Source organism: Polaromonas sp. JS666, from assembly GCF_000013865.1.
In the GTDB taxonomy this organism is placed as follows: Bacteria; Pseudomonadota; Gammaproteobacteria; order Burkholderiales; family Burkholderiaceae_C; genus Polaromonas.
Genome location: NC_007948.1, coordinates 2,529,810 through 2,555,198, shown reverse-complemented (window position 1 = coordinate 2,555,198; position 25,389 = coordinate 2,529,810). Strand labels below are relative to the sequence as shown.

At 60.1% G+C, this 25,389-nt stretch carries 25 protein-coding genes; 7 read left to right on the top strand and 18 right to left on the bottom strand.

The window, feature by feature from the left end; genetic code table 11:
• Nucleotides 1-142: 142 nt before the first annotated feature.
• Nucleotides 143-1,069 (bottom strand): adenylate/guanylate cyclase domain-containing protein, encoded by a 927-nt coding sequence (locus tag BPRO_RS12175; protein WP_011483368.1) that lies wholly within the window; start codon nucleotides 1,067-1,069, stop codon nucleotides 143-145.
• 103 nt (nucleotides 1,070-1,172) lie between these two features.
• A complete protein-coding gene (locus tag BPRO_RS12170) occupies nucleotides 1,173-2,606 on the bottom strand; it encodes an aldehyde dehydrogenase family protein (protein ID WP_041389698.1) in 1,434 nt (477 codons plus the stop codon).
• Nucleotides 2,607-2,912: 306 nt separating this feature from the next.
• Here BPRO_RS12170 and BPRO_RS12165 point away from each other — a divergent pair, with 306 nt between their 5' ends.
• Nucleotides 2,913-3,254 carry a hypothetical protein gene (locus BPRO_RS12165; RefSeq protein WP_011483366.1) on the top strand — a complete coding sequence of 114 codons (342 nt, stop codon included), beginning with the start codon at nucleotides 2,913-2,915 and terminating at the stop codon, nucleotides 3,252-3,254.
• Between the two features lie 122 nt (nucleotides 3,255-3,376).
• Here BPRO_RS12165 and BPRO_RS12160 read toward each other — a convergent pair whose 3' ends face one another.
• The 5 genes from BPRO_RS12160 to BPRO_RS12140 form a co-directional block, all read right to left on the bottom strand.
• Nucleotides 3,377-4,357, bottom strand: a complete 981-nt coding sequence (locus BPRO_RS12160) for an LD-carboxypeptidase (protein ID WP_049764118.1) — start codon at nucleotides 4,355-4,357, stop codon at nucleotides 3,377-3,379.
• Nucleotides 4,358-4,374: 17 nt separating this feature from the next.
• Complete coding sequence (gene tadA, locus BPRO_RS12155) at nucleotides 4,375-5,760, bottom strand: tRNA adenosine(34) deaminase TadA (RefSeq protein WP_011483364.1); 1,386 nt, start codon at nucleotides 5,758-5,760, stop codon at nucleotides 4,375-4,377.
• Nucleotides 5,761-5,825: 65 nt separating this feature from the next.
• Nucleotides 5,826-6,083, bottom strand: coding sequence for a hypothetical protein (locus tag BPRO_RS12150; protein ID WP_011483363.1), 258 nt, complete (start codon nucleotides 6,081-6,083; stop codon nucleotides 5,826-5,828).
• A 1-nt stretch (nucleotide 6,084) separates the two neighbouring features.
• Nucleotides 6,085-6,723 carry an FMN-binding negative transcriptional regulator gene (locus tag BPRO_RS12145; RefSeq protein ID WP_011483362.1) on the bottom strand — a complete coding sequence of 213 codons (639 nt, stop codon included), beginning with the start codon at nucleotides 6,721-6,723 and terminating at the stop codon, nucleotides 6,085-6,087.
• A 50-nt stretch (nucleotides 6,724-6,773) separates the two neighbouring features.
• Nucleotides 6,774-7,667, bottom strand: coding sequence for a LysR substrate-binding domain-containing protein (locus BPRO_RS12140; protein ID WP_011483361.1), 894 nt, complete (start codon nucleotides 7,665-7,667; stop codon nucleotides 6,774-6,776).
• A 226-nt stretch (nucleotides 7,668-7,893) separates the two neighbouring features.
• On the opposite strand from BPRO_RS12140, the gene BPRO_RS12135 reads away from it, so the two are divergent.
• The gene (locus BPRO_RS12135) at nucleotides 7,894-8,730 is read left to right on the top strand and encodes a sulfite exporter TauE/SafE family protein (protein WP_011483360.1); all 837 of its coding nucleotides are present in this window, start codon (nucleotides 7,894-7,896) and stop codon (nucleotides 8,728-8,730) included.
• A gap of 122 nt (nucleotides 8,731-8,852) precedes the next feature.
• Here the strand turns inward: BPRO_RS12135 and BPRO_RS12130 are convergent, their stop codons facing one another.
• The 3 genes from BPRO_RS12130 to guaB all read right to left on the bottom strand — a co-directional run bounded on the left by BPRO_RS12130 (nucleotide 8,853) and on the right by guaB (nucleotide 12,689).
• Nucleotides 8,853-9,443, bottom strand: coding sequence for a 2'-5' RNA ligase family protein (locus BPRO_RS12130; RefSeq protein ID WP_011483359.1), 591 nt, complete (start codon nucleotides 9,441-9,443; stop codon nucleotides 8,853-8,855).
• Between the two features lie 12 nt (nucleotides 9,444-9,455).
• Nucleotides 9,456-11,075: a glutamine-hydrolyzing GMP synthase gene (guaA, locus tag BPRO_RS12125; protein ID WP_011483358.1), complete on the bottom strand. Its 1,620-nt coding sequence runs from the start codon at nucleotides 11,073-11,075 to the stop codon at nucleotides 9,456-9,458.
• 144 nt (nucleotides 11,076-11,219) lie between these two features.
• Nucleotides 11,220-12,689 (bottom strand): IMP dehydrogenase, encoded by a 1,470-nt coding sequence (gene guaB, locus BPRO_RS12120; protein WP_011483357.1) that lies wholly within the window; start codon nucleotides 12,687-12,689, stop codon nucleotides 11,220-11,222.
• Nucleotides 12,690-12,846: 157 nt separating this feature from the next.
• On the opposite strand from guaB, the gene BPRO_RS12115 reads away from it, so the two are divergent.
• Complete coding sequence (locus BPRO_RS12115) at nucleotides 12,847-13,389, top strand: DUF4124 domain-containing protein (RefSeq protein WP_011483356.1); 543 nt, start codon at nucleotides 12,847-12,849, stop codon at nucleotides 13,387-13,389.
• Between the two features lie 84 nt (nucleotides 13,390-13,473).
• Here the strand turns inward: BPRO_RS12115 and BPRO_RS12110 are convergent, their stop codons facing one another.
• Both BPRO_RS12110 and BPRO_RS12105 read right to left on the bottom strand, forming a co-directional pair.
• Nucleotides 13,474-13,803, bottom strand: coding sequence for an RnfH family protein (locus tag BPRO_RS12110; RefSeq protein ID WP_011483355.1), 330 nt, complete (start codon nucleotides 13,801-13,803; stop codon nucleotides 13,474-13,476).
• 40 nt (nucleotides 13,804-13,843) lie between these two features.
• Nucleotides 13,844-14,290 (bottom strand): type II toxin-antitoxin system RatA family toxin, encoded by a 447-nt coding sequence (locus BPRO_RS12105; RefSeq protein ID WP_011483354.1) that lies wholly within the window; start codon nucleotides 14,288-14,290, stop codon nucleotides 13,844-13,846.
• Nucleotides 14,291-14,346: 56 nt separating this feature from the next.
• Here BPRO_RS12105 and smpB point away from each other — a divergent pair, with 56 nt between their 5' ends.
• Nucleotides 14,347-14,895 (top strand): SsrA-binding protein SmpB, encoded by a 549-nt coding sequence (smpB, locus tag BPRO_RS12100; RefSeq protein ID WP_081430512.1) that lies wholly within the window; start codon nucleotides 14,347-14,349, stop codon nucleotides 14,893-14,895.
• A gap of 227 nt (nucleotides 14,896-15,122) precedes the next feature.
• Here the strand turns inward: smpB and BPRO_RS28600 are convergent, their stop codons facing one another.
• Nucleotides 15,123-15,608 carry a hypothetical protein gene (locus tag BPRO_RS28600; protein WP_081430575.1) on the bottom strand — a complete coding sequence of 162 codons (486 nt, stop codon included), beginning with the start codon at nucleotides 15,606-15,608 and terminating at the stop codon, nucleotides 15,123-15,125.
• A 735-nt stretch (nucleotides 15,609-16,343) separates the two neighbouring features.
• Here BPRO_RS28600 and BPRO_RS12095 point away from each other — a divergent pair.
• The 3 genes from BPRO_RS12095 to BPRO_RS12085 all read left to right on the top strand — a co-directional run bounded on the left by BPRO_RS12095 (nucleotide 16,344) and on the right by BPRO_RS12085 (nucleotide 19,587).
• Complete coding sequence (locus BPRO_RS12095; protein WP_011483351.1) at nucleotides 16,344-18,044, top strand: hypothetical protein; 1,701 nt, start codon at nucleotides 16,344-16,346, stop codon at nucleotides 18,042-18,044.
• Nucleotides 18,045-18,150: 106 nt separating this feature from the next.
• On the top strand, nucleotides 18,151-18,681 hold the full coding sequence (locus tag BPRO_RS12090) for a hypothetical protein (RefSeq protein WP_011483350.1): 531 nt from the start codon (nucleotides 18,151-18,153) through the stop codon (nucleotides 18,679-18,681).
• Nucleotides 18,682-18,927: 246 nt separating this feature from the next.
• The gene (locus BPRO_RS12085; RefSeq protein ID WP_198141007.1) at nucleotides 18,928-19,587 is read left to right on the top strand and encodes a LuxR C-terminal-related transcriptional regulator; all 660 of its coding nucleotides are present in this window, start codon (nucleotides 18,928-18,930) and stop codon (nucleotides 19,585-19,587) included.
• Nucleotides 19,588-19,737: 150 nt separating this feature from the next.
• Here BPRO_RS12085 and BPRO_RS12080 read toward each other — a convergent pair whose 3' ends face one another.
• From BPRO_RS12080 to rbfA, 5 genes are all read right to left on the bottom strand, one after another.
• Nucleotides 19,738-20,922 carry an enoyl-CoA hydratase/isomerase family protein gene (locus BPRO_RS12080; protein ID WP_011483348.1) on the bottom strand — a complete coding sequence of 395 codons (1,185 nt, stop codon included), beginning with the start codon at nucleotides 20,920-20,922 and terminating at the stop codon, nucleotides 19,738-19,740.
• Nucleotides 20,919-21,794, bottom strand: coding sequence for a DMT family transporter (locus BPRO_RS12075; protein WP_011483347.1), 876 nt, complete (start codon nucleotides 21,792-21,794; stop codon nucleotides 20,919-20,921). Before BPRO_RS12075 ends, BPRO_RS12080 begins: the two co-directional genes overlap by 4 nt.
• Before the next feature lie 229 nt (nucleotides 21,795-22,023).
• Nucleotides 22,024-23,847 carry a translational GTPase TypA gene (gene typA / locus BPRO_RS12070; RefSeq protein WP_011483346.1) on the bottom strand — a complete coding sequence of 608 codons (1,824 nt, stop codon included), beginning with the start codon at nucleotides 23,845-23,847 and terminating at the stop codon, nucleotides 22,024-22,026.
• A gap of 33 nt (nucleotides 23,848-23,880) precedes the next feature.
• On the bottom strand, nucleotides 23,881-24,894 hold the full coding sequence (truB, locus tag BPRO_RS12065; protein ID WP_011483345.1) for a tRNA pseudouridine(55) synthase TruB: 1,014 nt from the start codon (nucleotides 24,892-24,894) through the stop codon (nucleotides 23,881-23,883).
• Nucleotides 24,895-24,983: 89 nt separating this feature from the next.
• Nucleotides 24,984-25,352, bottom strand: coding sequence for a 30S ribosome-binding factor RbfA (rbfA, locus tag BPRO_RS12060; protein WP_011483344.1), 369 nt, complete (start codon nucleotides 25,350-25,352; stop codon nucleotides 24,984-24,986).
• Nucleotides 25,353-25,389: the final 37 nt, after the last annotated feature.

Here is a 25,389-nt window from a genome sequence, read left to right as displayed (position 1 = left end):
GTTGGTGCCCGCTGAAGGATAAGGTGTTGCCGCTGACAGTCCTGAGCCTCGTCGGCGGCCAGGGGGCCAGGGTCTGGATTCAATTCCGCTATGTCCCAAGGATACGCCGGACGCCCGGTCAGACCTGCGGATCTGATGGTCTTTAAGCCCCCGGCCGATCGGCAGAGAATTTGAAACGGACCGAGGGAATCGTGGCATCTTCGAAAGACGCACCCAACGCAATTTCACCGTCGACCAGCAACGCGCATTCCTGCCGGCGCAGGGACACGGCAGCCGCGCTGTCGGTGAACCGTACCCAGGTTCCGTAGCTGCTGAAATCCTCAAGATAAAACTTGCCGGCCCGCCACTCGATTTTGGCGTGCATGCGGGACACCCGCGGATCCGGCACGACAAATTGCGCTTCAAGATCGCGGCCGATAAAAATTGGCAACTGTGTCGAGCTAAAAGTTGAATTCGCCTGCTTCCAGGACAGCTCGATGGCACCCGCGGGAGCAACCGGCTCGGCAACAGGAGGGGGGCCCAGATTGTCTGCCACGGTAAAAAACTCGGACAGCAATTCGTTTTGCCATTCGATCCGATGCACCGCGCAAGCCTGGCTGCGTCCCCGGATCTCCATGGCGCCCAGGTTACGGGACCGCACGGTGCTGCCCGGCACCAGCTGGCTGATGACCGTCTCGGTGGCAAAAATCTGGCCCGGGCCGGACAAATCACTGAGCCGGGAGGCCACATTGACCGCATCGCCAAAGCAGTCGCCGTCCTGCTCCACGATTTCGCCGCGTGCCATACCAACCTGAAGCCGCATTTTGAGCAGTTCAGGCCAGTTACGAATGCGTTCCCGGTGCACCCGCTGCAGTTCTGTGACGGCCTCAATTGCGTCATTGTTCTCGGGAAACACGATGAGTACGCCATCACCGAGGTATTTCACGACGCGCCCACTGTGGGCATTACAGACCTTGCCGATCCAGTGAGTCAGGCGCGTAATGGCGCGGGTAGCTTTTTCATTACCCAGTGATTCGAAAACTCCAGTGCTTCCTGCGAGATCGGCAAAAACGACGGTGACTTCTGCCATAGATTTTTTGGTGTTTTTGTAGTTGTTTTGAGTTACTCAATCATACGCACACAGCTCGAAATTACAAATAGGCACAACTGAAAGTAACCGTGCTCCCATTACATCAGCTTGCGCTGGGTTTGAATTGCAGCGCCTTGAATTCCAGAAACTCCTCAAACCCGTAGACGCCGTTCTCCCGCCCATTGCCTGACTGCTTGTAACCCCCGAAAGGCGCACTGCCATTGAAGGGACCTCCATTGATATCCACCTGGCCTGTGCGAATACGGCGGGCCACTTTCATGGCATGCTCGTCAGAGCCGCTCCAGACGGCGCCGCCCAAGCCGTAGATGGTGCTGTTGACTATCGCCACGGCCTCGTCTTCATCTTTGTAAGGAATGACAACCAGGACAGGGCCAAAAATCTCTTCCTGCGCCAGGGTATCAGTCGCCTTGATGCCCAAAATGGTGGGCTGCACAAAATAGCCCTTGTCCAGCGCAGGTGCCGCAGCGCCTCCCGCAATCACCTCGGCACCTTCTTCGATGCCGGTACGTATGAAACCCAGTACGCGGTCGCGTTGCGCCGCACTGACCAAGGGGCCCAGTTTGCTGGTTTCGTCCAGGCTGGGGCCAATGTTGAACCTGGCGATGGCCGCCTGAGCCAGCGCCTTCACTTCATCGTAACGATGGACGGGCACCAGCATGCGGGTATGAGCCGAGCAGGTCTGGCCGCTGTTGAGCATGCAGGCCGACACCGTGCCTTTAACGGCGGCTTCCAGATTGGCATCGTCCAGTATGACGCTCGCCGACTTGCCACCCAGCTCCAGCGCCACGCGTTTGACAGTCTGGCTGGCCAGCTCACTCACCCGCTTGCCGGCGCGGGTCGAGCCGGTGAAGCTCACCATGTCGATTTCGGAATGTGTGGCCAGCACCTCACCCACTACCGGCCCCATCCCGTTGATCAGATTGAAAACACCGGGCGGCAGGCCGGCTTTGTGAATGATCTCGGCCAGGATCATGGCATTGACAGGTGCAATTTCGCTGGGTTTGAGCACCACGGTGCAACCTGCCGCCATGGCCGGGGCAATTTTGAGCGTGATCTGGCTGAGCGGGAAATTCCATGGCGTGATGCAGCCCACGACACCCACTGCTTCGCGAACGACCAGGGAGTTTCCGACCTTCTTCTCCCACTCAAAGCTGCGCGCGACTTTGGCAAAGTTGCCCCAATGCCAGATCGGGCCGCCCACCTGCACAGCCCGCGCCATTTTCAGCGGCATGCCCACTTCGCGGGCAATGGCGAGCGCCAGATCTTCCGTGCGCGCCTTGACGCCGGCCGCCACTTTGTCGAGATAAGCCGCGCGGGTTTCCACCGGCAACGTCGACCAGCTGTCAAAAGCGGCACGTGCCGCCAACACGGCAGCTTCAGCTTCAGCAGCGGTGCCGCTGGGCACCGTCGCCATCAGGGCTTCGGTGCTGGAGTCGTAAACCGGCAGGGTTTCCGAAGATCTGGCGGTGACCCACTGGCCGTTGATGTAGTGGGCTGGATAGGCGGTCGTGGGCATGGTCGTGTCGGCCTTGAAAGGCTGGGGAATGGCCGGGAAAAGGCCGGGTAATGGCAATAGCGTGAATGGAAACTTTTCGCTACACCCATGCTGCGGTGTAGCGCAAAAGAGTTAGCAGATGTTTAAAACCAGAATCAACCTGACATTTGGTTACTAACTCCTTGATTCATTTGTTGTTTTGCATTAACCATTTCATGCGAAAAAACTTGCGCCAAAGCTGTATTGATCTTAATCTAGCAGAAGAAGTCATCAGGTGTGAACGTAGACATATCTCGGGATAGCCCCCGGCAGAAAGTTTCGAACTCCATGGATTGGTTAAAAACCCATTTGAAAAGTAGTTTGATGGTCTTGCTCGGCTCTGGCGAGGCTTCACCGTCTCTGCTGGAAGACCGTACCGAGGATATTCGCCAGTTCATTCTGGATGAGTTGGGTGACTTTGGTGAACAACACTATCCCAAAATTACACGCCGCATACGGTATGCCCAAGACCCGCAAGGCCTCTGGTATGCGCGCGGTGATGTGATGGCTGTGCTGGCAGCCATCCACGGCGAAACCGTTGCACGTGAAAAAATCAACCGTATCAACGACAAATTCAAGGGCCTGTTACCGCGCGGCCTGAGCTCAAGGCCCAGTTCCCTCACCGCCTGACGCCCGGCAATTGGCGCCCAGCACCTGACACCCATCAACCAGCCTCGTGCTGGTTTATTTTTGGACTTTCGCGTCAGTACGCCCTCATGCGAGCGGGACTGCCAGTGGGTTGGATCATCAGCCTAATGCTGGTGGCCCCACAGCAAAAACGCATCCCTGCCCTCCACCGCCAACGTTGTTTTGTAGCCCACGGGCAGCAGCACCTTGGTCGCCACGTGGCCAAACGGCAGTCCGGTCAGCACCGGCGCCTTGATCTGGCTCTGTAGCCAGGCTGCCACCGAAGGTAATTTGAAACCCTTGTCATGCGGCACCAGCCTGTAATTGGTGAACTGCCCAAAAATGACCGCCTTTTGCTGTGCCAGCACACCCGCATACAGCAGTTGCGTGAACATGCGCTCCACCCGGTAGGGATGCTCGCCAACATCTTCGACAAACAAAATACCGCCCTTGACGATGGGTAGGTAGGGCGTTCCCACCAAGGACGACAAAATCGCCAGGTTGCCTCCCCACAGCACGGCATTCTTGATGCTGAATTGAGTTTCAGCCCCCTTCAAATCCGGGTTGTCGGCTATTGAATTCATGGCGGATTTCGGGAGTTGCCAGCCGGTGCCCTCGCCCTGACCCGTGATCAGGTCGTCAAAACAGGCTTCCATGATGTCGTCGGGAGGGACCTCGGTGCCAAAGTCTTCGCCCAGCGCAGGCCCCGCCCACGTGACCGCACCGGTTTTGGCCAGCACAGCCGACTGAAACGCCGTGAAATCACTGAGGCCCACAAATTGCGTGCCCTTGTCGATGGCCTTGGCCACAGCCTTGTAGTTGATGCCCGGCAGGATGCGCGTAAGGCCGTAGCCGCCGCGGGTAATGAGAGCCACATCGGCGCCGCTGGCAGCCGCGCGGTGGATGGCCGCCAGCCGGGTTTCGTCATCGCCGGCAAAACGCTGGTGCCTGGCCAGCGCAGCTTCGTCAATTTCAACCTCATGGCCCAGTGCCGTCAGGCGCCGAACGCCGCGTTTGAAGCTCGCTTTGTCGCGCACGGCGCTGGAAGGCGAGTAAATGTAGATATGTTTTTTCACAGGCAGGAGTATCCCATTGCTGATCAGCATTCACGCGTGGTTTCAGGTCACCGTTTGAAGAAGCCGACCGCATGCCGGGCAATCGGCTCCCCGTGCTCCTGCACGAAGTGCCCGGCCTGCTCCAGCACGAGAGGGGCGTCACAGCCGCGAATAATGCCCTGCAACGCACGCATGACCGGCAGGCCCAATACCGGGTCCTGGGCGCCGACAGCCATGAGGGTCTGCCCTGTCCAGCGGCTCTGCCAAAACTCGCGCGCCTCCCTGGAGATGGCGGCACCATCGGCACATTCAGATTCCGGCACCATCAGCGGAAAGGCGCGCAGCGCTGCACGATGGCCTTTGTCCGGGAACGGGGCGTTGTAGGCCGCGCATTCATCAGGACTCATCTGCGGGTTGCCACGGGCAAAAAGGCGAGCCACATCGAAATCCGGGTTTTTGGCGCACATCTCGCGCCAGGCTCTGAAACCAGGTGACAACGGCACATCACTGGTAGCCAGCATGGTGTTCATGACCAGCAGGCCCTTGTAGCGCAACGGAGCAACCATTGGCAATGTCAGGCCAAGCAACCCGCCCCAGTCCTGTACGACGAGCACGACGTTTTGCAGGTCTAGCCGATCCACCAGTTCCAGGAGGATCTGGCGATGGACGCCAAAGCTGTGAAAGCTGTCCTTCTTGGGTTTGTCGCTTTTGCCAAAACCAATCAGGTCAGGCGCGACCACCCGGTGGCCTGCCTGCAAAAAGACCGGGATCATTTTCCGGTACAGGTAACTCCAGGCGGGATTGCCGTGCAAGCACAAATAGGTCAGGCCTCCCGGCCCGCCCTCGCCTTCGTCAAGGTAGTGCATGCGCAGCCCGTCCAGCGCCGGGAGGTCGCTGACATAGCGGGGCGGCCACGGATAGCCCGGCAAATCATCGAAAGCCGCATCGGGTGTGCGCAGCGCATCGTCACGCAGCGGATGGTTCAGCCGGAACTTTTCGCGCTTGTCGGCCCGGCGCCGGCGAAAAAACGCCTGCAGCAACTCGCCGCATTCCTCCGCCAATACGCCACCTTGCCACCCGGTTTGATGGTTCAGCCGGGATTCCGCAAACAGGTTGATGACCGAGCCGGCCGCACCGGTTTTGGGGTCGGTCGCGCCGAACACCACGCGCTGGAGCCGGGCGTGCAGCATCGCGCCGCTGCACATGGCGCAGGGTTCGAGCGTGACAAACAGTTCGCATTCATCCAGCCGGTAGTTGCCCAGCGCCTGCGCTGCCGCACGAAGGGCGACGATCTCGGCATGGGCCGTCGGGTCATTCGCGTCAACCGGCGCGTTGCGACCCGTGGCAATGACTTCGCCATGTCGCACCACGACAGCACCCACCGGTACCTCCCCCACCGCTGCGGCTTCACGGGCCTGCGCCAGCGCGAGTTGCATAAAGAAGGCGTCGTCCATGATTGCTATTATTTTAATAGCTTTACGAGCAAGCCCGACCTGGGAAGGCAGTGCTTTTTATCTGCTTACTCGTCATCGGGCATGGGGCGGGCCTGCTGCAGGGTGCCCTCCACTGTTTGCAGGATCTGCTGCTGGATCTGCTGGCTCTGCGCCTGGGGTGTCGCGCCCGGAAGCGGCACCTGCGCGGATGCCCTCGAGTCAACCTCTACCGGCGCCGGCGCTCTGGCGGGCGCAGCCGACAAGCCGCTCATCTGCTTTTTTGCCAGCAACCCGACCGTGGCCAGCACGATCAACAGGCTCAGAATTCCCAAAACAACGCGCATTTCAATCTTTCCGGGGCTGGAGGGTATCGGCATTCATGCCCAGCTGATCCATCCAGCGGGCCAGGGCCTGCTCATTTTCATTGCCAGAGGCATAGATCGCTTTCATCGCGGCATGCGCTTCGGGCCTGTGCTGGTTGATTTTCAGCTTGCACTGCACGTCGGTCACCTGCAGCTCGAACGCCACAATACCGGCCAGCATTTTCTGGGCAAACTCGTCACCCAGGCCGCGCCACTGTTCGGCATAAGGCGGCTCATGGTCACCGATCAGCTTTTTCAGCAGTCGGTCTTTGTCCACGGGCTCTTCAATCAGGCTTGCCAGGACGGTGCAGTGCACGGCGAGGTAGTTCCAGGTCGGTACACGCGCCAGGTCGGGGTAGACCTTGGGCGACATGTATGCGTGCGGACCGAGAAACGTCACGACAGCCTGCGGGCGGGCCTGCAGATAACGCCAATGCTGATTCGGCTTGGCCACATGGCCCAGCAACACCAACTGGCCGTTTCGCTCCTGCAGATGCAGCGGCAAATGGGTGACAAATGGCAGACCGGCGTCGTCCACGCTGATCAGACTGGCGAAGGGATGGTCCTTGATCAGCGCCGCGGCCTGCGCGCGGTCGCCCTTGAATTGGGGGGACAAGTACATGTCTCAAAGCATAGGCGAAAAATGGCATGTATGGCTTGCCGCACCGTTTTTTACGGCGATTCGGCGGCCAGCACGTGCTGCACCATTTGTCGCGCGTAAAGCGGCAATTGGTCCACGTCACGCAGGCATAGCACCAGGCTCCGGTTGGCCCAGGCATCCGTGAGCGTCACTCGCTTGAGTCTGGCGGAACGCGCGCATCGGGCAGCCGCCGCCCGCGGGACGATGCCAACGCCGATGCCCAGCCCCACCATGCGGCATACCGCCTCGAAACTGCGCAAGCGCACGCGGTAACTTAGCTGCCCACCCAGCCGACGGGCCTGCTGGGTCACATGTTCCTGCAAGGCGCTGCCATCGACGAGGCCGACAAAGTCGCAATCCAGCACTTCGGACAGTCTGATGGTGCGGCGGCCGGCCAGCACATGGCCCTCAGGCACCACGAGCACCAGCGGATCGGAGCGGAATTTGAAGGCCTGCAGCCCTTGAAGGTCCACAAGGTCCGACACCACGCCCATGTCGCAGAGCCCGGCCCGCACAGCGTCGACGATCTCCTGGCTCGGCCTTTCTTCCAGATCGACCGATATCTGCGGATATTTCGCGAGAAAACGGCTGAGCGCCTGCGGCAAGTACTCGCTCAGGGCCGCCGTATTGCAGAGCAGGCGGATATGCCCCTTGAGCCCGGCGCCGTAATCACCCAGTTCTCCGCGCATGCGCTCCAGTTGCTGCAACACCACGCGCGCGTGGTACAGCAATGTGCGGCCTGCCGCCGTGACCGCCACGCCGCGGCGCTCGCGCACCAGCAGGGGCACGCCCAGGGTGTCCTCCATGCTGCGGATGCGTTCGCTTGCCGAAGCCAGCGTCATGTGGCTGCGCCCTGCCCCGCCCGTGATCGTTCCCGCCTCATGAACGTTCAGGAAGAGCCGCAGGTCGGTCAGATCGAAGCGCATGCCAATGAAGTTAACACAAGAAGACTCAGGAGCCGCCTGAGGCTGGCTCAGCCATTTCCGAATTTTCACCTGGTGCTGCCTTCAACAAAATGGGCGCTCAACGTGCAGCTGCACGGGTTGATTGAACAGGAGCCATCGATGACAACCATGCAGAGCCAGCCTTTTTCCCCAAATCCTTTCCCGCCCTTTCTGCCCAGGCGGGCCGCAGCCCCCATGGCGCCGAGTCATGTTTGAAGCCCCGATGCTTCCAGAAGCGCTTGCTGCGTCCCCTGCAGCACTGTCGGGGGCGATTGCCGTGTTTCTTTTGGCCGGCCTCGTCAAGGGCGTGGTGGGGCTTGGCCTGCCCACGGTGTCCATGGCCTTGTTGGCCTTTGTGTTCAGCCCGGCAGAAGCGGCAGCGCTGCTGATCGTGCCATCACTGGTAACCAATGCATGGCAGCTCCGGCCGCTGGCCGGGCTGGGCCCGGCGCTACGGCGGCTGGGCGGCATGCAGGCCGGTATTTGCGCGGGAACCTGGGCGGGCGCGCTCGCACTGGGCGCACCCGCCGGCGCCTGGGCAATGGTGTCGCTTGGCGTGGTCCTCATCGCCTATGCTTTATGGAGTCTCGCGGGTACCAAGCCCTCGGTGTCGCCAGAGGCAGAAGAATGGCTGGGCCCTCTGATGGGGGTGGTGACCGGGCTGGTCACCGCCGCCACAGGGGTGTTCGTTGTGCCTGCGGTGCCCTACCTGCAAGCGCTGGGGCTGCAGCGCGACGCGTTGATCCAGGCCATGGGTCTGTCCTTTACCGTTTCCACGCTGGCCCTGGCGGCCGGCCTTTTCTTTAACGCAAGCTATTCAGCACCCCTTGCCGGTGCGTCCGCCCTCTTGCTGCTGCCTGCATTGGCGGGCATGTACCTGGGCCAGAATTTTCGCCGATTGCTGTCACCGTCGCTGTTTCGCGCCTGCTTCCTCGGTAGCCTGATTGTTCTGGGGGCTCACATGATCATGCGAGAGCTGGTGCTGTGGCAAACACCGTCTCCATTGGCGCCTGGACCGCGCCTGGTGGTTGACAGGGAAAAATAGGAACTCGCCTCGGGGCGCAGCTCCAGTAGAAGAACTGAACCTGGGCTCATCCCTCCGGCAACCGCGAACGTTCCTGCCGCCTGTCAGAGGGGCGGGTCGAGGGAGCTCTTGCCCGTGATCCGTCAGCCGTGCAACGGCCAGCGTGCGAGGGCCACATGCCGGGTTTTACCGAGCAGGCTGTGCACGAGGACGAACTCGCGCGCGGTCCAGTTGATCGTCTCGACGGCCTGCTCGGCGACACAGCGGTCATCGTAAAGCAAGGTCACGTGCGGCGTGTAGCCCGGTTTGGCCCAGCGCCCGAGCCCGGCCTGCTTCATCGCCATCCCCAGCGCCTGCTGGAACTCCATCAATGCGGCGACGCCATCGCCCCCGCGCAGAACGAAGGGCCGGTTGCGCGGAGCGCTGGAGAAGCTCGCCGCGCGGTCGAACGCGACCTCGAACGGCGCCATGGTGGTGACGGCCATTGCCGCTTTGTCCGCCATGGCGACAACGTCACGCGGCACACCCACGTAGTCGCCAAGGTGATGCAACGTGACATGGAAACGCTCCCGCGCGAGCGGCCGGCCATGCAATTCATGCTCGCCACGCAGCTGCTGCGCAAGCGCTGCGATGCGCACCGAGGCGTTCGCGTCGGGAAAGATGGCAAAGAACAGCCTGTCCGTCGGCTGCTGCGGCAAGGCGGCGAACCCGGGTAATGACGGTTGCTCGGGCATGGGCTCGGCCCTTTATTCCCACTCGATCGTTGCCGGCGGCTTGCTGCTCACGTCGTAAGTGACGCGGTTGATGCCGCGCACCTCGTTGATGATGCGGCTGGAGACCTTTTTGAGCAACGCGTAGGGCAGTTCTGCCCAGTCTGCGGTCATGAAGTCGCTGGTTTGCACAGCGCGCAGCGCCACCACATAGTCATAGGTGCGGCCATCGCCCATCACACCCACGCTTTTCACCGGCAGGAAGACGGTGAACGCCTGGCTGGTCAGGTCGTACCAGGTCTTGCCGGTCTCGGCATCCCTGAAGTTGCGCAGTTCTTCGATAAAGATGGCGTCGGCGCGGCGCAGCAGGTCAGCGTACTCTTTTTTGACTTCGCCCAGGATGCGCACCCCGAGGCCGGGACCGGGGAAGGGATGGCGATACACCATGTCATGCGGCAGGCCGAGCGCGACGCCCAGTTCGCGGACCTCGTCCTTGAACAGCTCACGCAGCGGCTCAAGCAGCTTCAGGCCCAGCTGCTCGGGCAGGCCGCCGACGTTGTGGTGGCTTTTGATGGTGACGGCTTTCTTGCTCTTGGCGCCACCGGACTCGATCACATCAGGATAAATCGTGCCCTGGGCCAGCCATTTGGCGCCCTTGTGGCCGCCGTCGCCAGCCTTGAGCCGAGCCGCCTCGGCCTTGAACACTTCGACAAATTCCCGGCCGATGATTTTGCGCTTGGCCTCGGGTTCGCTCACCCCGGCCAGGTGGCCTAGAAACTGCTCGCTCGCATCGACGCGGACCACTCTGGCATGCAGCTTGCCGACAAACATGTCCATCACCATGTCGCCTTCGTTCAGGCGCAGCAGGCCATGGTCAACGAATACGCAGGTCAGCTGGTCGCCGATGGCGCGGTGGATCAGTGCCGCCGCCACCGATGAATCGACACCGCCCGACAGGCCGAGGATGACCTCTTCGTCGCCTACCTGCTGGCGGATTTTTTCAACCGCTTCGCTGATGTAGTCGCCCATGACCCAGTCTTGCCGGGTGCCGCAAATATCAAGCACAAAGCGCTTGAGAATGGCATTGCCCTGCTTGGTGTGCGTGACTTCCGGGTGGAACTGCACCGCGTAAAAACGGCGGTCTTCATCGGCCATGCCGGCGATCGGGCAGGACTCGGTGGATGCCATGAGCTTGAAGCCCGGCGGCATTTCGGTGACCTTGTCACCGTGGCTCATCCAGACGTCCAGCATGCCCTGGCCCTCTGGCGTGGTGTAGTCGGCGATGTCCTTGAGCAGCGCGGTGTGGCCGCGGGCCCGCACGTCAGCCGAACCGAATTCGCGCTTGTGGCCGCCTTCGACCTTGCCGCCCAGCTGGTGCGCCATGGCCTGCATGCCGTAGCAGATGCCCAGCACCGGAAGGCCCAGCTCAAACACGGCCTGGGGCGCTTTGTCGGTCGTTTCTTCGTAGATGCTGGCATGGCTGCCGGACAGGATGACGCCCTTGAGCGTGCCGTCCCTGGCGTAGTCGCGGACCCAGTCGTCAGTCACATCGCAGGGATGGACTTCGCAAAACACATGGGCATCGCGCACGCGGCGGGCAATCAGCTGGGTGACCTGGGAGCCGAAATCGAGGATGAGGATTTTCTGGTGTTGCATTTGATTGAGTCAGTTGCTACGGACAAGGGCAAACCTGGGGAAACGTGAAAGCCAACTGCGGCCGCCGCGCCGGGCCGCCCCAAGCAAGGCCAGCCCCCTCGGGGGGCAGAGAGCTACACGAAGTGAGCGAACGTGGGGGTCACATCAATCAGCCCGGTAGTTCGGCGCTTCCTTGGTGATCTGCACATCGTGGACATGGCTCTCGCGAATGCCGGCGGAGGTGATTTCCACGAACTCGGCCTTGTCGCGCATGTCTTCAATCGTGGCGCAGCCGCAGTAGCCCATGCTGGCACGCAAGCCGCCGGCCATCTGGTACACGATGGCCACCATGGAGCCTTTGTACGGCACGCGGCCTTCAATGCCCTCGGGGACCAGCTTGTCAGCGTTGGGGTTGCCGGTGCTCGACTCCTGGAAATAGCGGTCTGCACTGCCCTGCTGCATGGCGCCAATGCTTCCCATGCCGCGGTAGCTTTTGTAGCTGCGCCCCTGGTACAGGATGACTTCGCCCGGCGCCTCTTCGGTCCCTGCGAACATCCCGCCCATCATGACGGTATTGGCGCCCGCGGCAATGGCTTTGGCGATGTCACCGCTGTAGCGGATGCCGCCGTCCCCAATCAGGGGAACGCCGGTGCCACGCAAAGCCATCGCCACGTTGTCGATCGCCATGATCTGCGGCACCCCGACACCCGCAACGATGCGGGTGGTACAGATGCTGCCAGGGCCAATACCCACCTTGACGCCGTCTGCACCGGCTTCTGCCAGCGCCAGCGCGGCTGCGCCGGTGGCAATATTGCCGCCGATGACATCAACCTGGGGGTAGTTCCGCTTGACCCAGCGCACCCGGTCGATCACGCCCTTGCTATGCCCATGGGCGGTGTCCACCACAATGGCGTCCACCCCGGCCTTGACCAGCGCCTCGACACGCTCTTCGGTGCCCTCACCCACCCCGACGGCAGCGCCGACGCGCAACTGGCCATGCGAATCGCGTGCCGCATTGGGGAAAGTGGTCTGTTTGGTGATGTCCTTGACAGTGATCAGGCCCTTGAGCTCGAAGTTGTCATTGACCAGCAGCACCCGCTCCAGGCGGTGCTTGTTCAACAGCGCCTTGGCGTCGGCCAGGGACGCGGTTTCGGAAATGGTGATCAGGCGGTCGCGCGGCGTCATGATGGTGCTGACCGGCACATCCATACGGGATTCGAAGCGCATGTCGCGCCCGGTCACGATACCGACAACCCGGCCGCCGTCGATCACGGGGAAGCCGGAAATGCCGAGCTGCTCACTCAGGGCCATGACCTGCCGGACAGTATGGGTGGGCGTGATGACCACCGGGTCGCGGAGCACGCCGCTCTCGTAACGCTTGACTTTCGCCACTTCTGCGGCCTGCTGCTGGGGCGTCAGGTTTTTATGGACGATGCCGATGCCACCCTCCTGCGCGATGGCAATGGCCAACCGGGCTTCGGTGACCGTGTCCATGGCCGCCGACACGAGCGGCAGGTTCAGGCGGATGTTGCGGGAGAACTGGGTGGAAAGTGAGGTGTCCTTGGGCAGGACCTGGGAGAACGCTGGCACCAACAATACGTCGTCGAAGGTGAGCGCTTTGCCGAGTAGGCGCATAGGGATAGCTCCAAAAACACGATTGTACCCTTGTCCCCAAAACCCTCGGTACTAACCCTTGGCGCCTATTTTGGCCTGACTTTTTGCCCAAGTTGCAAAAAAGCAGCGTTCCTGGCAAACATGCAGAAACTGCCCCACACAGCGCTACACTGACCGAATGGACCTCAAACTAGCTTCAAAAACCCTGATTTTGGCGCTCGCCGGCGCATCATTTGCCGTCACGGCGTTTGCCCAATGGCAATGGATCGACAAGGACGGCCGCAAAGTCTTCAGCGACCGCTCGCCGCCAGCCGATATCAAGGAAAAAGATATCCTGAAACGACCTGGTGGCACCCGGATTGCCGCCACCGTGGCGCCTGCGGCCACGGCCGAGGCGGCCGTGTCGCCTGCGGCGGCAGCGTCAGCGTCAGCGGCGGGCAAGGCCGGCGCTCCCAAACTGTCGGGCAAGGATGCTCAGCTGGAGGCCAGGAAAAAGCAGGCGGAAGACGAAGTAGCCGCCAAAAAGAAGGCTGACGAGGAAAAAGTGGCCAAGGCCAAGGCCGAAAACTGCGACCGGGCCAAGCGCGGCCTGCTGACCTTCGAGTCCGGTGTGCGGGTGTCCACCACCAATTCGAAAGGCGAGCGCGAATTCATGGATGACAATGCGCGCGCTGCTGAAACCAAACGGTTGCGGGATATCACCGCCGCCGATTGCAAATAAGACGAGGCTGTCAGCCGGAGCTGGCGTGGCAAACGCATGCGGTCCCCATAAGCCGCCCCTGCGGAGATCACGTCTTTAATCCTCTCAGTAGCCGGCCTTCCCGCCTTTGCGGGTTTTGACAAACAGGCCCGCCGTCCTGGCCCCCTGCCGTTTAAACCGCTCGCGCCTTGCCACTTTCGGGTCGACCTCCAGCCCACGGTAGATTTCCAGCCGGTCTGAGTCATTTAGCGTGTGGCCCAGGCTGATTTTTCGGCCCCAGATACCCATCACGAGACGGGTATCCCGCAACGACGGAAATTCTTCAAAAATCCCGCACACCGCCAGCGCCTGGGCCGCGGTAGTACCCGCAGCGAGCTCGAGAACCCATTCGCGGACCTGTCGGGGGGCTGGTGAATAAACAAGCCAGATCTTCATGCCATTCGGCCGGTCATGTCAGGCTAAGCCACGCAATGGTTCAGGTATCACCGTAAACATCGGCAGCCCGTTTGACAAAGGCATCTACCAGGCTGCCGGCAATCTTGTCGAATACCGGACCCACCATCGCTGCCAGCGCCGCATTGTCAAAGTCATACCGCAAGGTGAAATCGACTTTGCAGGCACGCTCGCTGCCCTTGCCCAGCGGGTGAAAGTCCCAATGGCCATCCAGTTTTGAAAAAGGCCCGTCTACCAGCTTGAGGCTGACCTTACGGTCTTTTTCGTGAATATTGCGCGTCGTGAAGCTTTGCGAAAGGCCAGCGATGGAAATGCCCACCTTGGCGGTCATGCCGCCTTCGGTTTCATCGAGTACGGATGCCTGGTCGCACCACGGCAAAAACTGCGGATAGCTGGCAACGTCGGTGACCAATGCAAACATTTCGGCTGCGCTGTACCAGATCAAAACGGACTTGTGAACAGTTTTCATACAATCAAAGGCTGGGCGCAATTGTATTAGCCGATGGCGCCCCTACCTTTTTAGCCATGGCCACCAAAGAAGCATCCCCCTCCAAAAAAACAGCCGCGGCGTCATCCTCCGGAAAAGCTGACACCAAAGCGTCTGCCAAGGCAGCAGCGGCCGCAGTGCGTATTGCCGACAACAAGAAAGCCATCTTCAACTACCACATCGAAGAGCGCTTTGAGGCCGGCATGGTGCTCGAAGGCTGGGAGGTGAAATCTGTGCGCGAGGGAAAGGTGCAGCTCACCGATGGCTATGTGGTGATTCGCGGCGGCGAGCTCTTCATCATCGGCTGCCAGATCAACCCGCTGGGGACGGCATCCACCCATGTTCGCCCTGATTCAGTGCGAACCAAAAAACTGCTGATGCACAAGGACGAGATTCGCCGTTTGGTCGGCAAGGTCGAACAGAAAGGCTTCACCCTGGTACCGCTGAACATGCACTGGAAAGCGGGCAAGGTGAAGTGCGAGATCGGCCTGGCCAAGGGCAAGGGCGAGCACGACAAGCGGGACACCATCAAGGACCGCGAAGGCAAGCGCGAGGTGGAGCGCGCGATGAAGTCCAGAAGCCGATAGGCGATCAGCGCCGGGTCAAGTCCTGGTCAGGGAGCTGCTGTTTCCTGACAAGCTATTTGGTAGCAAATGGCAGGAAATTTGGCAGCAAGCAGGAGCAACGCGGCCATGTGGCGATTCATCTTCAACGCGCGCGGCCTGCAACAATTTGAAATCTGAAAATGCGGGATGCAAAAGATATCCCGCATTCACTTATGGCACCCGATATGACACCTGGTATGGCACCCGGGTCAAAGAGTTGAGCATTGCTGCAAAGAGGCACGGAAAATTCTTGCGAAAGTTCCTGTGATTTCATCTGGACTGACCTGATTGGTCGTGTCTGTTAGCACCACGTTCGTGTATTTGACGCAGGCTAACACCGTGTCCTGGCCAGGGGGGCAGGAGAACGTTCCAATCCCCGGGGGGCCAGCCAGAAGACTGCCTTGGACGCGTCCATTTTTGGCCTTGAACGTGCCCTCTGCAACATCCAGGGCTGATGGGCCCACCTTGTTGGTCGCTGAAGGGTGTTTTCCACCCTTGTTAAAGCAAGCGTACACAGCAGCACCATTTGCAGACAGTGTGTAGCTCACATTCCCGTTACCCAGGCCAGTCTCATCGAAAGACACCACAAGGGCGCCGTCGCTGTTGACACTGGCTTCTGCACTCATGAAATGAGCGGCTGCCAGAGCAGAACCAGCAATGACAGCAAGCGCTGTTGCTAATAACAATTTTCTCATTTGAACCTCCATGTAATAAGCATTTACTACATTGAAAACTTCCCTTTATCCTTCGCACGAAAGACCCCGCTTGCCGCGCTCACCCTGTGAGTTTTTGGCAGCTCGCGTACAACGAACGGAGAACAGTCCGATGCTAGAACGGGCACTCTGGGCTCGCAATACTCCGCTCGGAGTATGGAAATTTCTTGCGCTCACGCTTCGCTAAAGTCTGCCCGTGAATAGATTCCGACACATCCTCGGGAACGGCCAGCGATTGGCTTTATGCGAGGTTTTTTGCTGCTGGCACTATTGCCAGCCTTGCGTCGGTCGGTCACCAGGAACCCACAGGCCGTGATGCTTTGCGTGGCGTGACGGTGAAACCCGCGCCTGCCCCCCAATACCCCGCGCGCGTTTGGCATGGATTTGAGATCCTGTCGCCCGTCCCGGCTTGCAGGTCCAGCAGAGATTGAGGAACGGTGCCTTGAATCCGCTGGGCCAGTCGCGTCATGGGGGTAGGCCCCATACCCTGAACATTTCCGCAACGCCCCGGACCGATCCGGAAAGCCATCACGAGAGCGCGAGGCGATTGTGGATTGTGTCTTCCGCAACAGCTTGTACTCCGAACGGATGATAGCTAATGCCTACCCCCGTTACTAACATTCCATTGATGCAGGAAGTTTTTTGAGTCCTGTATTGCCCGGGCGCAATGCCAGGCTGGGGATCGTAACTTTACTAACTCTAGCAAGGGGGAAGGTCATGAACACTTTTTCGGTTACCCATGCATGTCGCCGGCTATTCGGTGCTATCGCCGGCGTGCTCATTGCTGTGGCGCTGGGAATAACGCCGGCGCATGCAGTTCTGAGTGATGGCTTCTTTGAGCTGGACGGTAACACCATCGATCCGTCAGGCGCTAGTCTGCCGGACGACTGGAACAGCTTTCCTGCCGGTCAGGGACACACGACGCGAATTACCAACCCTGACCTGAGTGGAGGCCCATACCTCGGAATCATCAGCGATACCAATCCGGCGGTGTTCCGCGGCGGCTCCAAGGATATACAGGACATTAGCGCCTGGCGCTATGACTTGGGCTCCTCGCCACCCAAAGACGATATGCTCCACGCCTACGCGGCAGCCTATACCGCCACCACCACCACCGCCACTACCACGGCCGGCGATCTGCTGATTTACTTCGGCGCTGACCGCGCCAGTTTTAATGGCACGGCGAGCCTGGGCTTCTGGTTCTTCAAAAATCCGGTGGCAAGGAATGACGCGACAGGAACCTTTATCAACCCCGTCACCAACGGGCCAGCGACGCATGCGGAAGGAGATGTACTGCTGGCTTTTGAATACACCAATGGCGGCGCTGTGACCGATGTGCATTGGTATAAGTGGACCGCAGGTCATCTGCAGGATATGGGAACGATTGGGGTCTCGGCGACCTCCGTTGCCGGGGTGTTCTGCGATGCGGACGACAAGCTTTGCGGCTCCACCAACGGCGGAGCTTTGACCATTCCCTGGAACGGGGTGATACAGGCGGGGCAGTTCTTCGAAGGCGGTGTGAATATCCAGAAACTGTTGCCAGGCAGCGACTCCTGCTTTTCTTCGTTCATGGCAACCAGCCGGTCGTCGGATCAGCCCAATGCATCGATCAAGAACTTTCTCCTGTCGAGCTTCCCGGTGTGCCATTTGACAGTGACGAAGGCGTGCGAGAGCGCTGCGTACCAATCGGCTACCAATACGATATTGAATACCGTCAGAGGCAGTATCGTGAATGATGGCGGCGGCCCCCTGACGAACGTCACGCTGACCGACAACCCCACGTTCGATGCAGGCACCTTTGGATTCTTCACCTGCGACGCCAATGGTTTGCCGACCGCAACACCCCAGGATCCCGCCACGCTGGCATCCGGTGCTTCGATATGCTACCGGGGAAAATACACTTCCAATACCCTGTCAACACTTGACACGGTGACCGCAAGTGCATCGACTGGTTCTGGCTCGGTGTCGGGCACGGCAAGTGCCACTTGCACCGCAACGCCTCCCAACGCAGGCCTGTCCGTGACGAAGATCTGCGACGTGGATCTGGAGCTTGTGAGCGGCAAGCTGGCGCTGAAGGTCAACTACAGTGGCTCAGTGACCAATAGCGGCGGCCTTGCCTTGACCGGGGTGGAGGTTTGCGAGGCTCATGAGCAGACCTACACAGGGACTCAAACGCCGTGCGATGTTACCCACACCACGATTTCCATCGGCAACCTGGCTGCAAGTGCGTCGGCCCCTTACAGTGGGTCTTACTACCCAACGCAGGCATTGACAGCGGGAGGCCTGTCGACACTGGCCGATCCGGAACTGTCCCTGTTCAAGGACCAGGTTATGGCCCGTGGAACCAAGCCGGCAATTGTTGGCGGAGGCATAGAAAACTCACTGCCAAACGAGGCCACATGCCCGCTGTGCAAGTAATTTCATAGCGACTTGGCATTGACCCAAACCAACCGGGGATGGCGACTGAAGTCGTCATCCCCATTTGGTCAACTTGTTAAACGCATTGCATTGAAGAGGTATCGCCATGGATCACAAGTCAGGGTGGAAACCTTTTGCAGTACTGCTGGTAGCGCTGACCATCCTTGGTGGATCGTCATGGTATGTGACCAGGCAGAACGTCGGGAGCACCAGCCATGAAGTCCCGGCAGTGGTTTCGAATGGGCAGGCTCCCGCTGACATGGGGGGAGAAAAATCCGCCATGCTGGCGTCGCCCTTTGGCCTGCCGGGGCAAAAGACGGAAACTGCCGGCGTCACCGGTCGCTGGATCGGCGGGCTGGATGTTGGCGGTGGAAACAGGGTGCAAGTCAGCTTTAACCTGCGGGAGACAGACGGCCAACTGAGTGGCACAGCCACTTTCCCGGTCGGGGAAGGCAGCATCGAGGACGGAAAAATCGCGGGCAACCAGTTGTCGTTTTCCACGCGTCACCGGCTGCCATCAACAGGTCAAATTCTGGTTACCAGGTTTGCTGGCGACATATCCGACGGCACGATAGCACTCCGGATGCAAACGGAAGGCGGTGAAAGCCGGCTATCCATCAATCAGGTTTCGCGTTAACGCGGAATCGATGGGAACCGGCCGTGTGAGAGGGCTGGCGATGCGCATGCTTCATCGCGCCGGAAAATCGCACTGGATTTTACCAAATACACATTTTGTATCAACAAATGGGCAACCATTGCCGCCGGCGTATGGCTAGAAAATCTATTCAAGATTAAAGTAGAAATGTTAAAGAATGTTAAAGAAAAGGGGAGATCGGCTCTGAAGTCAACCGCCGGCTCGATTTCGGATGACGATCGACATGTCATGCCCACTATTACCGTACTGGATGTCAGCGATGACATCACCCTTCATCAATCCTGGCGGGCTGCTTTGACCTCTCAGGCGGATATCAGCCTGATAGATGAAGTCAGAAATACCCTGCAACTCCTGCGCATCACGCGAAGCTTGTTACCGGATGTTTTCCTGTTGGATTGGCGATTTCAATTCGATGACGGATCGCCGCTGCTGCCTCGTATACACACGATCAGCCCGAAGACAAAAACGATCCTGTTTTGTGACGTTATGGGGCTTCGACAGGTGGTTGATGCCACGGCGCACGGCGTCAGAGGCCTGATACCCAAAAAATCCCCGCCAGAGCAATGGCTGAAGGCCATTCGGGTAGTTCATGCTGGAGATATCTGGATCAATCGCAAGTTGATGGCAGAAGCGCTGGAAGTGTTGTCGCATCGGCCCGGTCACCACAACTTATTGGCTGAACTGGAACCGGAAATTCTAACGAAGAGGGAATGGGAAGTGGTTCATTGGGTTGGCTTGGGCATGACCAACAAAGAGATTGCGCGAGCGATGACCATCAGCGATAACACAGTGAAAACCCATTTACAGCATGTCTTTGGCAAGTTGAAAGTCGGACGGCGCCTGCGCTTGCCGATCGACGCTGACCCTGTTTCCGCCTCTATTCAATAAGGCGATCCGTGGGACCGACGGTCTGACCGTGGTTAAAGCATCTCGCTCCATCACCACGCCAACTCTAATTTCCCGGCGCTTTCAGGGCGGGATGAACTTCCTGTTTTGTCCAGGCCCACGCGCCGCCCAAACCTTTGGCGAATGGACACCTCAGCAAAGATCGCGTAGCGGGTGCAGTTCTGCAGTCCAGGGACTGGCAAAAAAGGCATCTGCCATGCCCGGCTTCACGTCCTCAATGCGTGCCGGATTCCACCGGGGCTTGTAGTCCTTGTCGATGGCCAGCGCGCGTATGCCCTCAACCGTCTCGCTTTGTGCGCCGGGATGCAGGTGAAAGCAGTGATGCACCATGTCCCGCTCCATGCGCAAATCGTCGGCCAGGCTCATTCCGCGCGCCCGGCGAATCTGCTCCAGCGTCACATGCAGCATCAGCGGCGAGCGTGTGCGCAGTTTGGCCGCAGTTTTCGCCGCCCACGGATCCTCGGCCCCCTCCAGCGCATCGATGATGTGCTTCACCCTGAGCAGTGAAAAACAGGCGTCGATTTTGCTGTCAACCCCATTTTTACCGGGGCTTTCAGCTATCAATTCAGTAGCAATCCATGCCTGCACGTCAGAGGCTGAGGTGAATGGCCGGTTGCCCAGCTCGTTCCACAGCTCCGGTAGCCGTGCGGCATCACGCTTGATGTCTGCCAGTCCGAAGGCAATGGCTGCGTCGGCACCGATCACCTCCCCGGTCAGCGCCAGGTATTCGCCGGCGTGTCCCGGGCAACGGCTCAGGAAGTAGCCGCCTCCGACGTCGGGAAACAGACCGATCTGGGTCTCGGGCATGGCCATTTTGGTGTGTTCGGTGACGATGCGAACTTTGGCCCCCTGACTGATCCCCATCCCGCCGCCCATCACCGTACCGTCCATGAAGGCGATGTAAGGTTTAGGATAGTTGTGAATCAGGTGGTTGAGGGTGTATTCCTCGGTAAAAAAATCGTCCAGTGCCGCAGAATCCCCTGCCAGCGCGGCCTGGTGGAAAAACCGGATATCCCCGCCGGCACAAAATCCGCCAAACAGGCTCTCCGGAGTGCCTGGCCGGCCAATCTTGTTGGTACCGCGGATTGCCACCAGCAGAACAGACGGGTCGTCCCGCCAGGTCCGCAGGATGCTCGAAAGATCCCTGACCATTTGCAGCGACAGGGCATTGAGTGCCTTGGGCCGGTTCAGCGTGATCAGCCCGGCGCTTCCGCGCCGCTCCACCAGAATGTCGCTTTTGATGCCTGCGCCCGCCTCCTGGCTTGCCGTCTTCCCGGCCACGTCGCGGTCTTTCGCGCTGGTGCTTTTTTCATTCATGCTCGTTGCCTCCATCCAATCAGTTCATTCAAGACCAGTGCAGCGATCACCAGCGCCCCACCCGTCAGCACGCTGGCCCCGGGCACTTCATTGGCACCGATCCAGGCCAGAAGAATGCCAAAAATCACCTCCAGCAAGGCCAGCAACGCCACTTCAGGCGCTTTCAATACACTGGCACACAGCACGGACAGCACGCAGGGAATGGCCAGCTGAACCAGCCCCAGCAGTGCCAGCAGACCCAGGTCGTGCGGGGTGGCCGAGAAGGGAAGCGACAGCGGCAGGGTCACCAGCGAGGAAACAACCGCCCCCAGCAGCACGGCGGGAACCAGGTCAATTCTCTGGCCGTGCGCATGGCCATGCTGCACGAGGGTCCAGTTGCTGGCGCCTGCCAGCGGCACCAGCAGTGCCACCAGCGTGCCGCCGAGATGGCTGGCCAGATCCATTTGCCCGCCGTACATCCAGGCAATGCCGGCACCGGCCATGGCAATGGCAAACCAGGTTCGCGGGGGGATGCGGTGACCGATGAAGATGCGCGCCAGCAGCGCGGTGAGGAAGGGCCCGATCGCCATGGTCACCAGCACATTGGCCACCGTGGTCAAGGTGAGCGCCACCATGAAGGCGGTGAACATCACGCTCCAGCAAATGCCGGAAAGCCAGAACGTGATGCCGCCCTGGCGGATCTTTGAAAACACCGCCCTGCCCTGGAACACCGGCAGGATCACCAGCAGTGAGAGCACGGTGAAAAAACTGCGCCAGAAGGTGATTTCAAAGCTGCGGGCGGATTCCAGGTGGCGCGTGACAACGCCCGCGATCGACCACATCAGGGTCACGAGGATCATCAAGGCAACGGCTTTGGAATGCGTTAGTTTCATGGAATGACAGGGACAGATTCAGCGGCCATCAGTGCAAAAATAAAAAGGCCGCTGGAGCTTTTCGCGCAGCGGCCTGGTCTTCAAGCGGCGAACCTCAAGCCACCGGCCTCAGCGGACGCGCCCCGTGGATTTAAACCCAGCAGGGGCCGCGGGACTGGCTTTGCCAGACCGCAGGCGCAGCGTCCCCCAGGGGGGCAGGAAGCTACACGCAGTGAGCGACCGTGGGGGCTTACCTTCCAGCGCGCTTGCGATCACTTTCCTTCAGGTGGCGCTTGCGCAGGCGAACAGACTTGGGCGTGATTTCAACCAGTTCGTCTTCTTCGATGAACTCCACGCCGTATTCCAGCGTCAGTTCGATAGGCGGCGTGATCTTGACCGCGTCTTCCTTGCCGCTAACGCGGAAGTTGGTCAGCTGCTTGGTACGCGTGGCGTTGACGACCAGATCATTGTCCCGGCTGTGGATGCCGACGATCATGCCTTCATACACCGGGTCGTTGGCCCGCACGAACATGCGGCCGCGGTCGTCCAGCTTGCCCAGCGCGTAGGTGAAGATTTCACCATCGTCCATGGAGATCAGCACGCCGTTTTTGCGGCCGCCGATCTCGCCCTTGTGCGGCTCGTAGCTGTCGAAGATGTTGGAGATCAGGCCGGAGCCGCGAGTCAGGTTCAGGAATTCGTTGGTGAAACCGATCAGGCCACGCGCCGGGATGCGGTATTCCAAGCGCACACGGCCACGGCCGTCGGATTCCATGTTGACGAGGTCGCCCTTGCGCTCGCCCAAAGCCTGCATCACGCCGCCCTGATGGGTTTCCTCGATGTCGGCTGTCACGAGCTCGATAGGCTCGTGGCGCACGCCGTCCACATCCTTGTAAACGACGCGCGGCTTGGACACGGCCAGCTCGAAGCCTTCACGGCGCATGTTTTCCAGCAGGATGGTCAAGTGCAACTCGCCGCGGCCCATGACTTCAAAAATGCCCTCTTCGTCGGTTTCCTTGACGCGCAGAGCCACGTTGTGTTGCAGCTCTTTTTGCAGGCGGTCCCAGATCTGGCGGCTGGTGACAAACTTGCCTTCGCGCCCGGCCAGCGGACTGGTGTTGACGCAGAAATTCATGGTCAGGGTCGGTTCATCGACCTTGAGCATGGGCAGCGGCGCCGGATTGGCCGGGTCGGTGATGGTCACGCCAATGCCGATGTCAGTGAGGCCGTTGATCAACACAATTTCGCCTGGACCGGCGTCCGTGGCCTGCACGCGCTCCAGTCCCTGGAAGGTCAACACCTGGTTGATCCGGCCCTTGACGGCCTTGCCATCCGGGCCTTCCATCACCACGACGTCCATCATGGGCTTGATCGTGCCCTGGCTAATGCGGCCTACGCCAATTCGCCCCACGAAGGTCGAAAAGTCGAGCGCAGAAATTTGCAACTGTAGCGGCGCTGCTGGATCGCCTTCCTGGTGAGGCACATGCTTGAGGATGGTATTGAACAGGGCCGACATGTCGGGGCCCCACTGTTCGTTTGGCGGACCCTCTTCCAGCGAAGACCAGCCGTTAATGCCCGAAGCGTAGACCACGGGAAAATCCAGCTGCTCATCGGTGGCGCCGAGCTTGTCGAACAGGTCGAATGCGGCATTGACCACGTAATCGGGGCGCGCACCGGGCTTGTCCACCTTGTTCACCACCAGGATGGGCTTCAGGCCCAGGGCCAGCGCTTTCTTGGTCACAAAGCGCGTCTGGGGCATGGGGCCTTCCTGCGCATCGATCAGCAGCACCACACCGTCAACCATGGACAAGGCGCGTTCCACTTCGCCACCGAAGTCAGCGTGGCCGGGGGTATCGACGATGTTGATGTGCGTGCCTTCCCAGGTCACGGCGCAGTTCTTGGCCAGAATCGTAATGCCACGCTCTTTTTCGATGGCGTTGTTGTCCATCACGGTGTCGACCACTTTTTCATGCTCGGCAAAGGTGCCGGACTGACGCAGCAATTGGTCAACCATGGTGGTTTTGCCGTGGTCCACGTGGGCGATGATGGCGATGTTGCGGATTTGCTTATGACTCATGGTTCGCTTTCTAAAAACTTCAAATCGGTGGCACTAAGCCGTTGCGGCGCTTGCCGCAGGGTTGGAAATAACAGGCGGACGCGGGGCCAGCATGTCCTGGATTTCAATCGGGCTGAGCAGGCGCCCCGGAATCAACTCGTCAGCCATGACATGGGCCGAGCCGAGAAAAGCCGCCGGGTCGCTACCGTACACCTGCACCAGCACCGCGTCCGGACCCCATTGGCCGGGGCTGCCGCGACGGCGCAGGCCGCTCAAAAAGCGCCCTGCATTATCGGCATCGAGTGTGACAACCGGATAGTTGGCGACGAGTGATTGAACTGGCAGCAGGCAGGCTTCGCGCTGCTGCTCGCTCATGGCTTCCAGCGCCGGCAGGCCCACGCACTGCGAAGCGACATAGCCGCCGGTCTCCAGCCGCCTCAGGGACCCGAGGTGAGCGCCGCAACCGATCGCCTCGCCGATGTCTTCACCAAGCGTGCGAATGTAGGTGCCCTTGCTGCAGGTCACGGTGATTTTGATAGCTGCCGGCGCCCGCTCGTCATGGGTCAGAGCCATATCCAGCTTGTAAATCGTGATGTGGCGCGCTTCCCGCTCCACGTCTTCGCCTTTGCGCGCGTATTCGTACAGTGCCTTGCCGTCTTTCTTGAGCGCGGAATACATGGGCGGAATCTGCGCCAGCGGGCCGGTAAAACGCCGGGTCAGGGTTGCCAGCAGTTCGGGGGTGATCTCGGGAACGGGGCGCGTCTCGATGACGTCGCCCTCGGCATCAGCCGTCGTGGTTTTCCGGCCCAGCAGGAGCACGGCTTCATACGTCTTGTCGGCGTCCAACTGGATCTGGCTGAATTTGGTCGCCGCCCCAAAGCACAGCGGCAGCACGCCAGTGGCCAGCGGATCCAGCGTACCGGTATGCCCGGCCTTGTCGGCGCGCAACAGCCATTTGGCTTTTTGCAGCGCCTGGTTGCTCGACAGGCCCAGCGGCTTGTCGAGCAGCAGCACGCCGTGCACGGGACGTCGCTGAATCTTCTGGCGATGAGTAGAGGTTTGCGTCATAAAGTTTCGACAGGCTCAGCGAACGGGACTCGCCCGCGTGCTCCGTTGGCACCGTTGTCCCCGAACCTGTCAAGGGGAACGGCGCGAACTCAGTCGTCTTTTGCGCGGGAAGAAACCGCCTTGGCAATCAAGGCGTTCATGTCTGCCGCACGTTCGGTGGTACGGTCAAAGTGGAAATGCAGGGTGGGCACCGTGTGCGTCATCAGGCGCTTGAACAGGCCGTTGCGCAAAAAACCAGCGGCTTGATTGAGCGCTTCTTCGCACGCTTTGGGGTCACCAACCAGTACACTGAAAAACACCTTGGCGTGCGCATAGTCGGGCGTAACTTCAACCGCCTGAATGGTCACCATCCCGACCCGCGGGTCTTTCAGCTCGCGCGCGATCAGCTCCGTCAGATCCCGCTGGATCTGATCGGCAACGCGAAAGCCGCGGTTGGGGGTGGATGATTTTTTACGCATGGAACAAAGGTCTGGGCTTGTAATGATCAATCAGGAC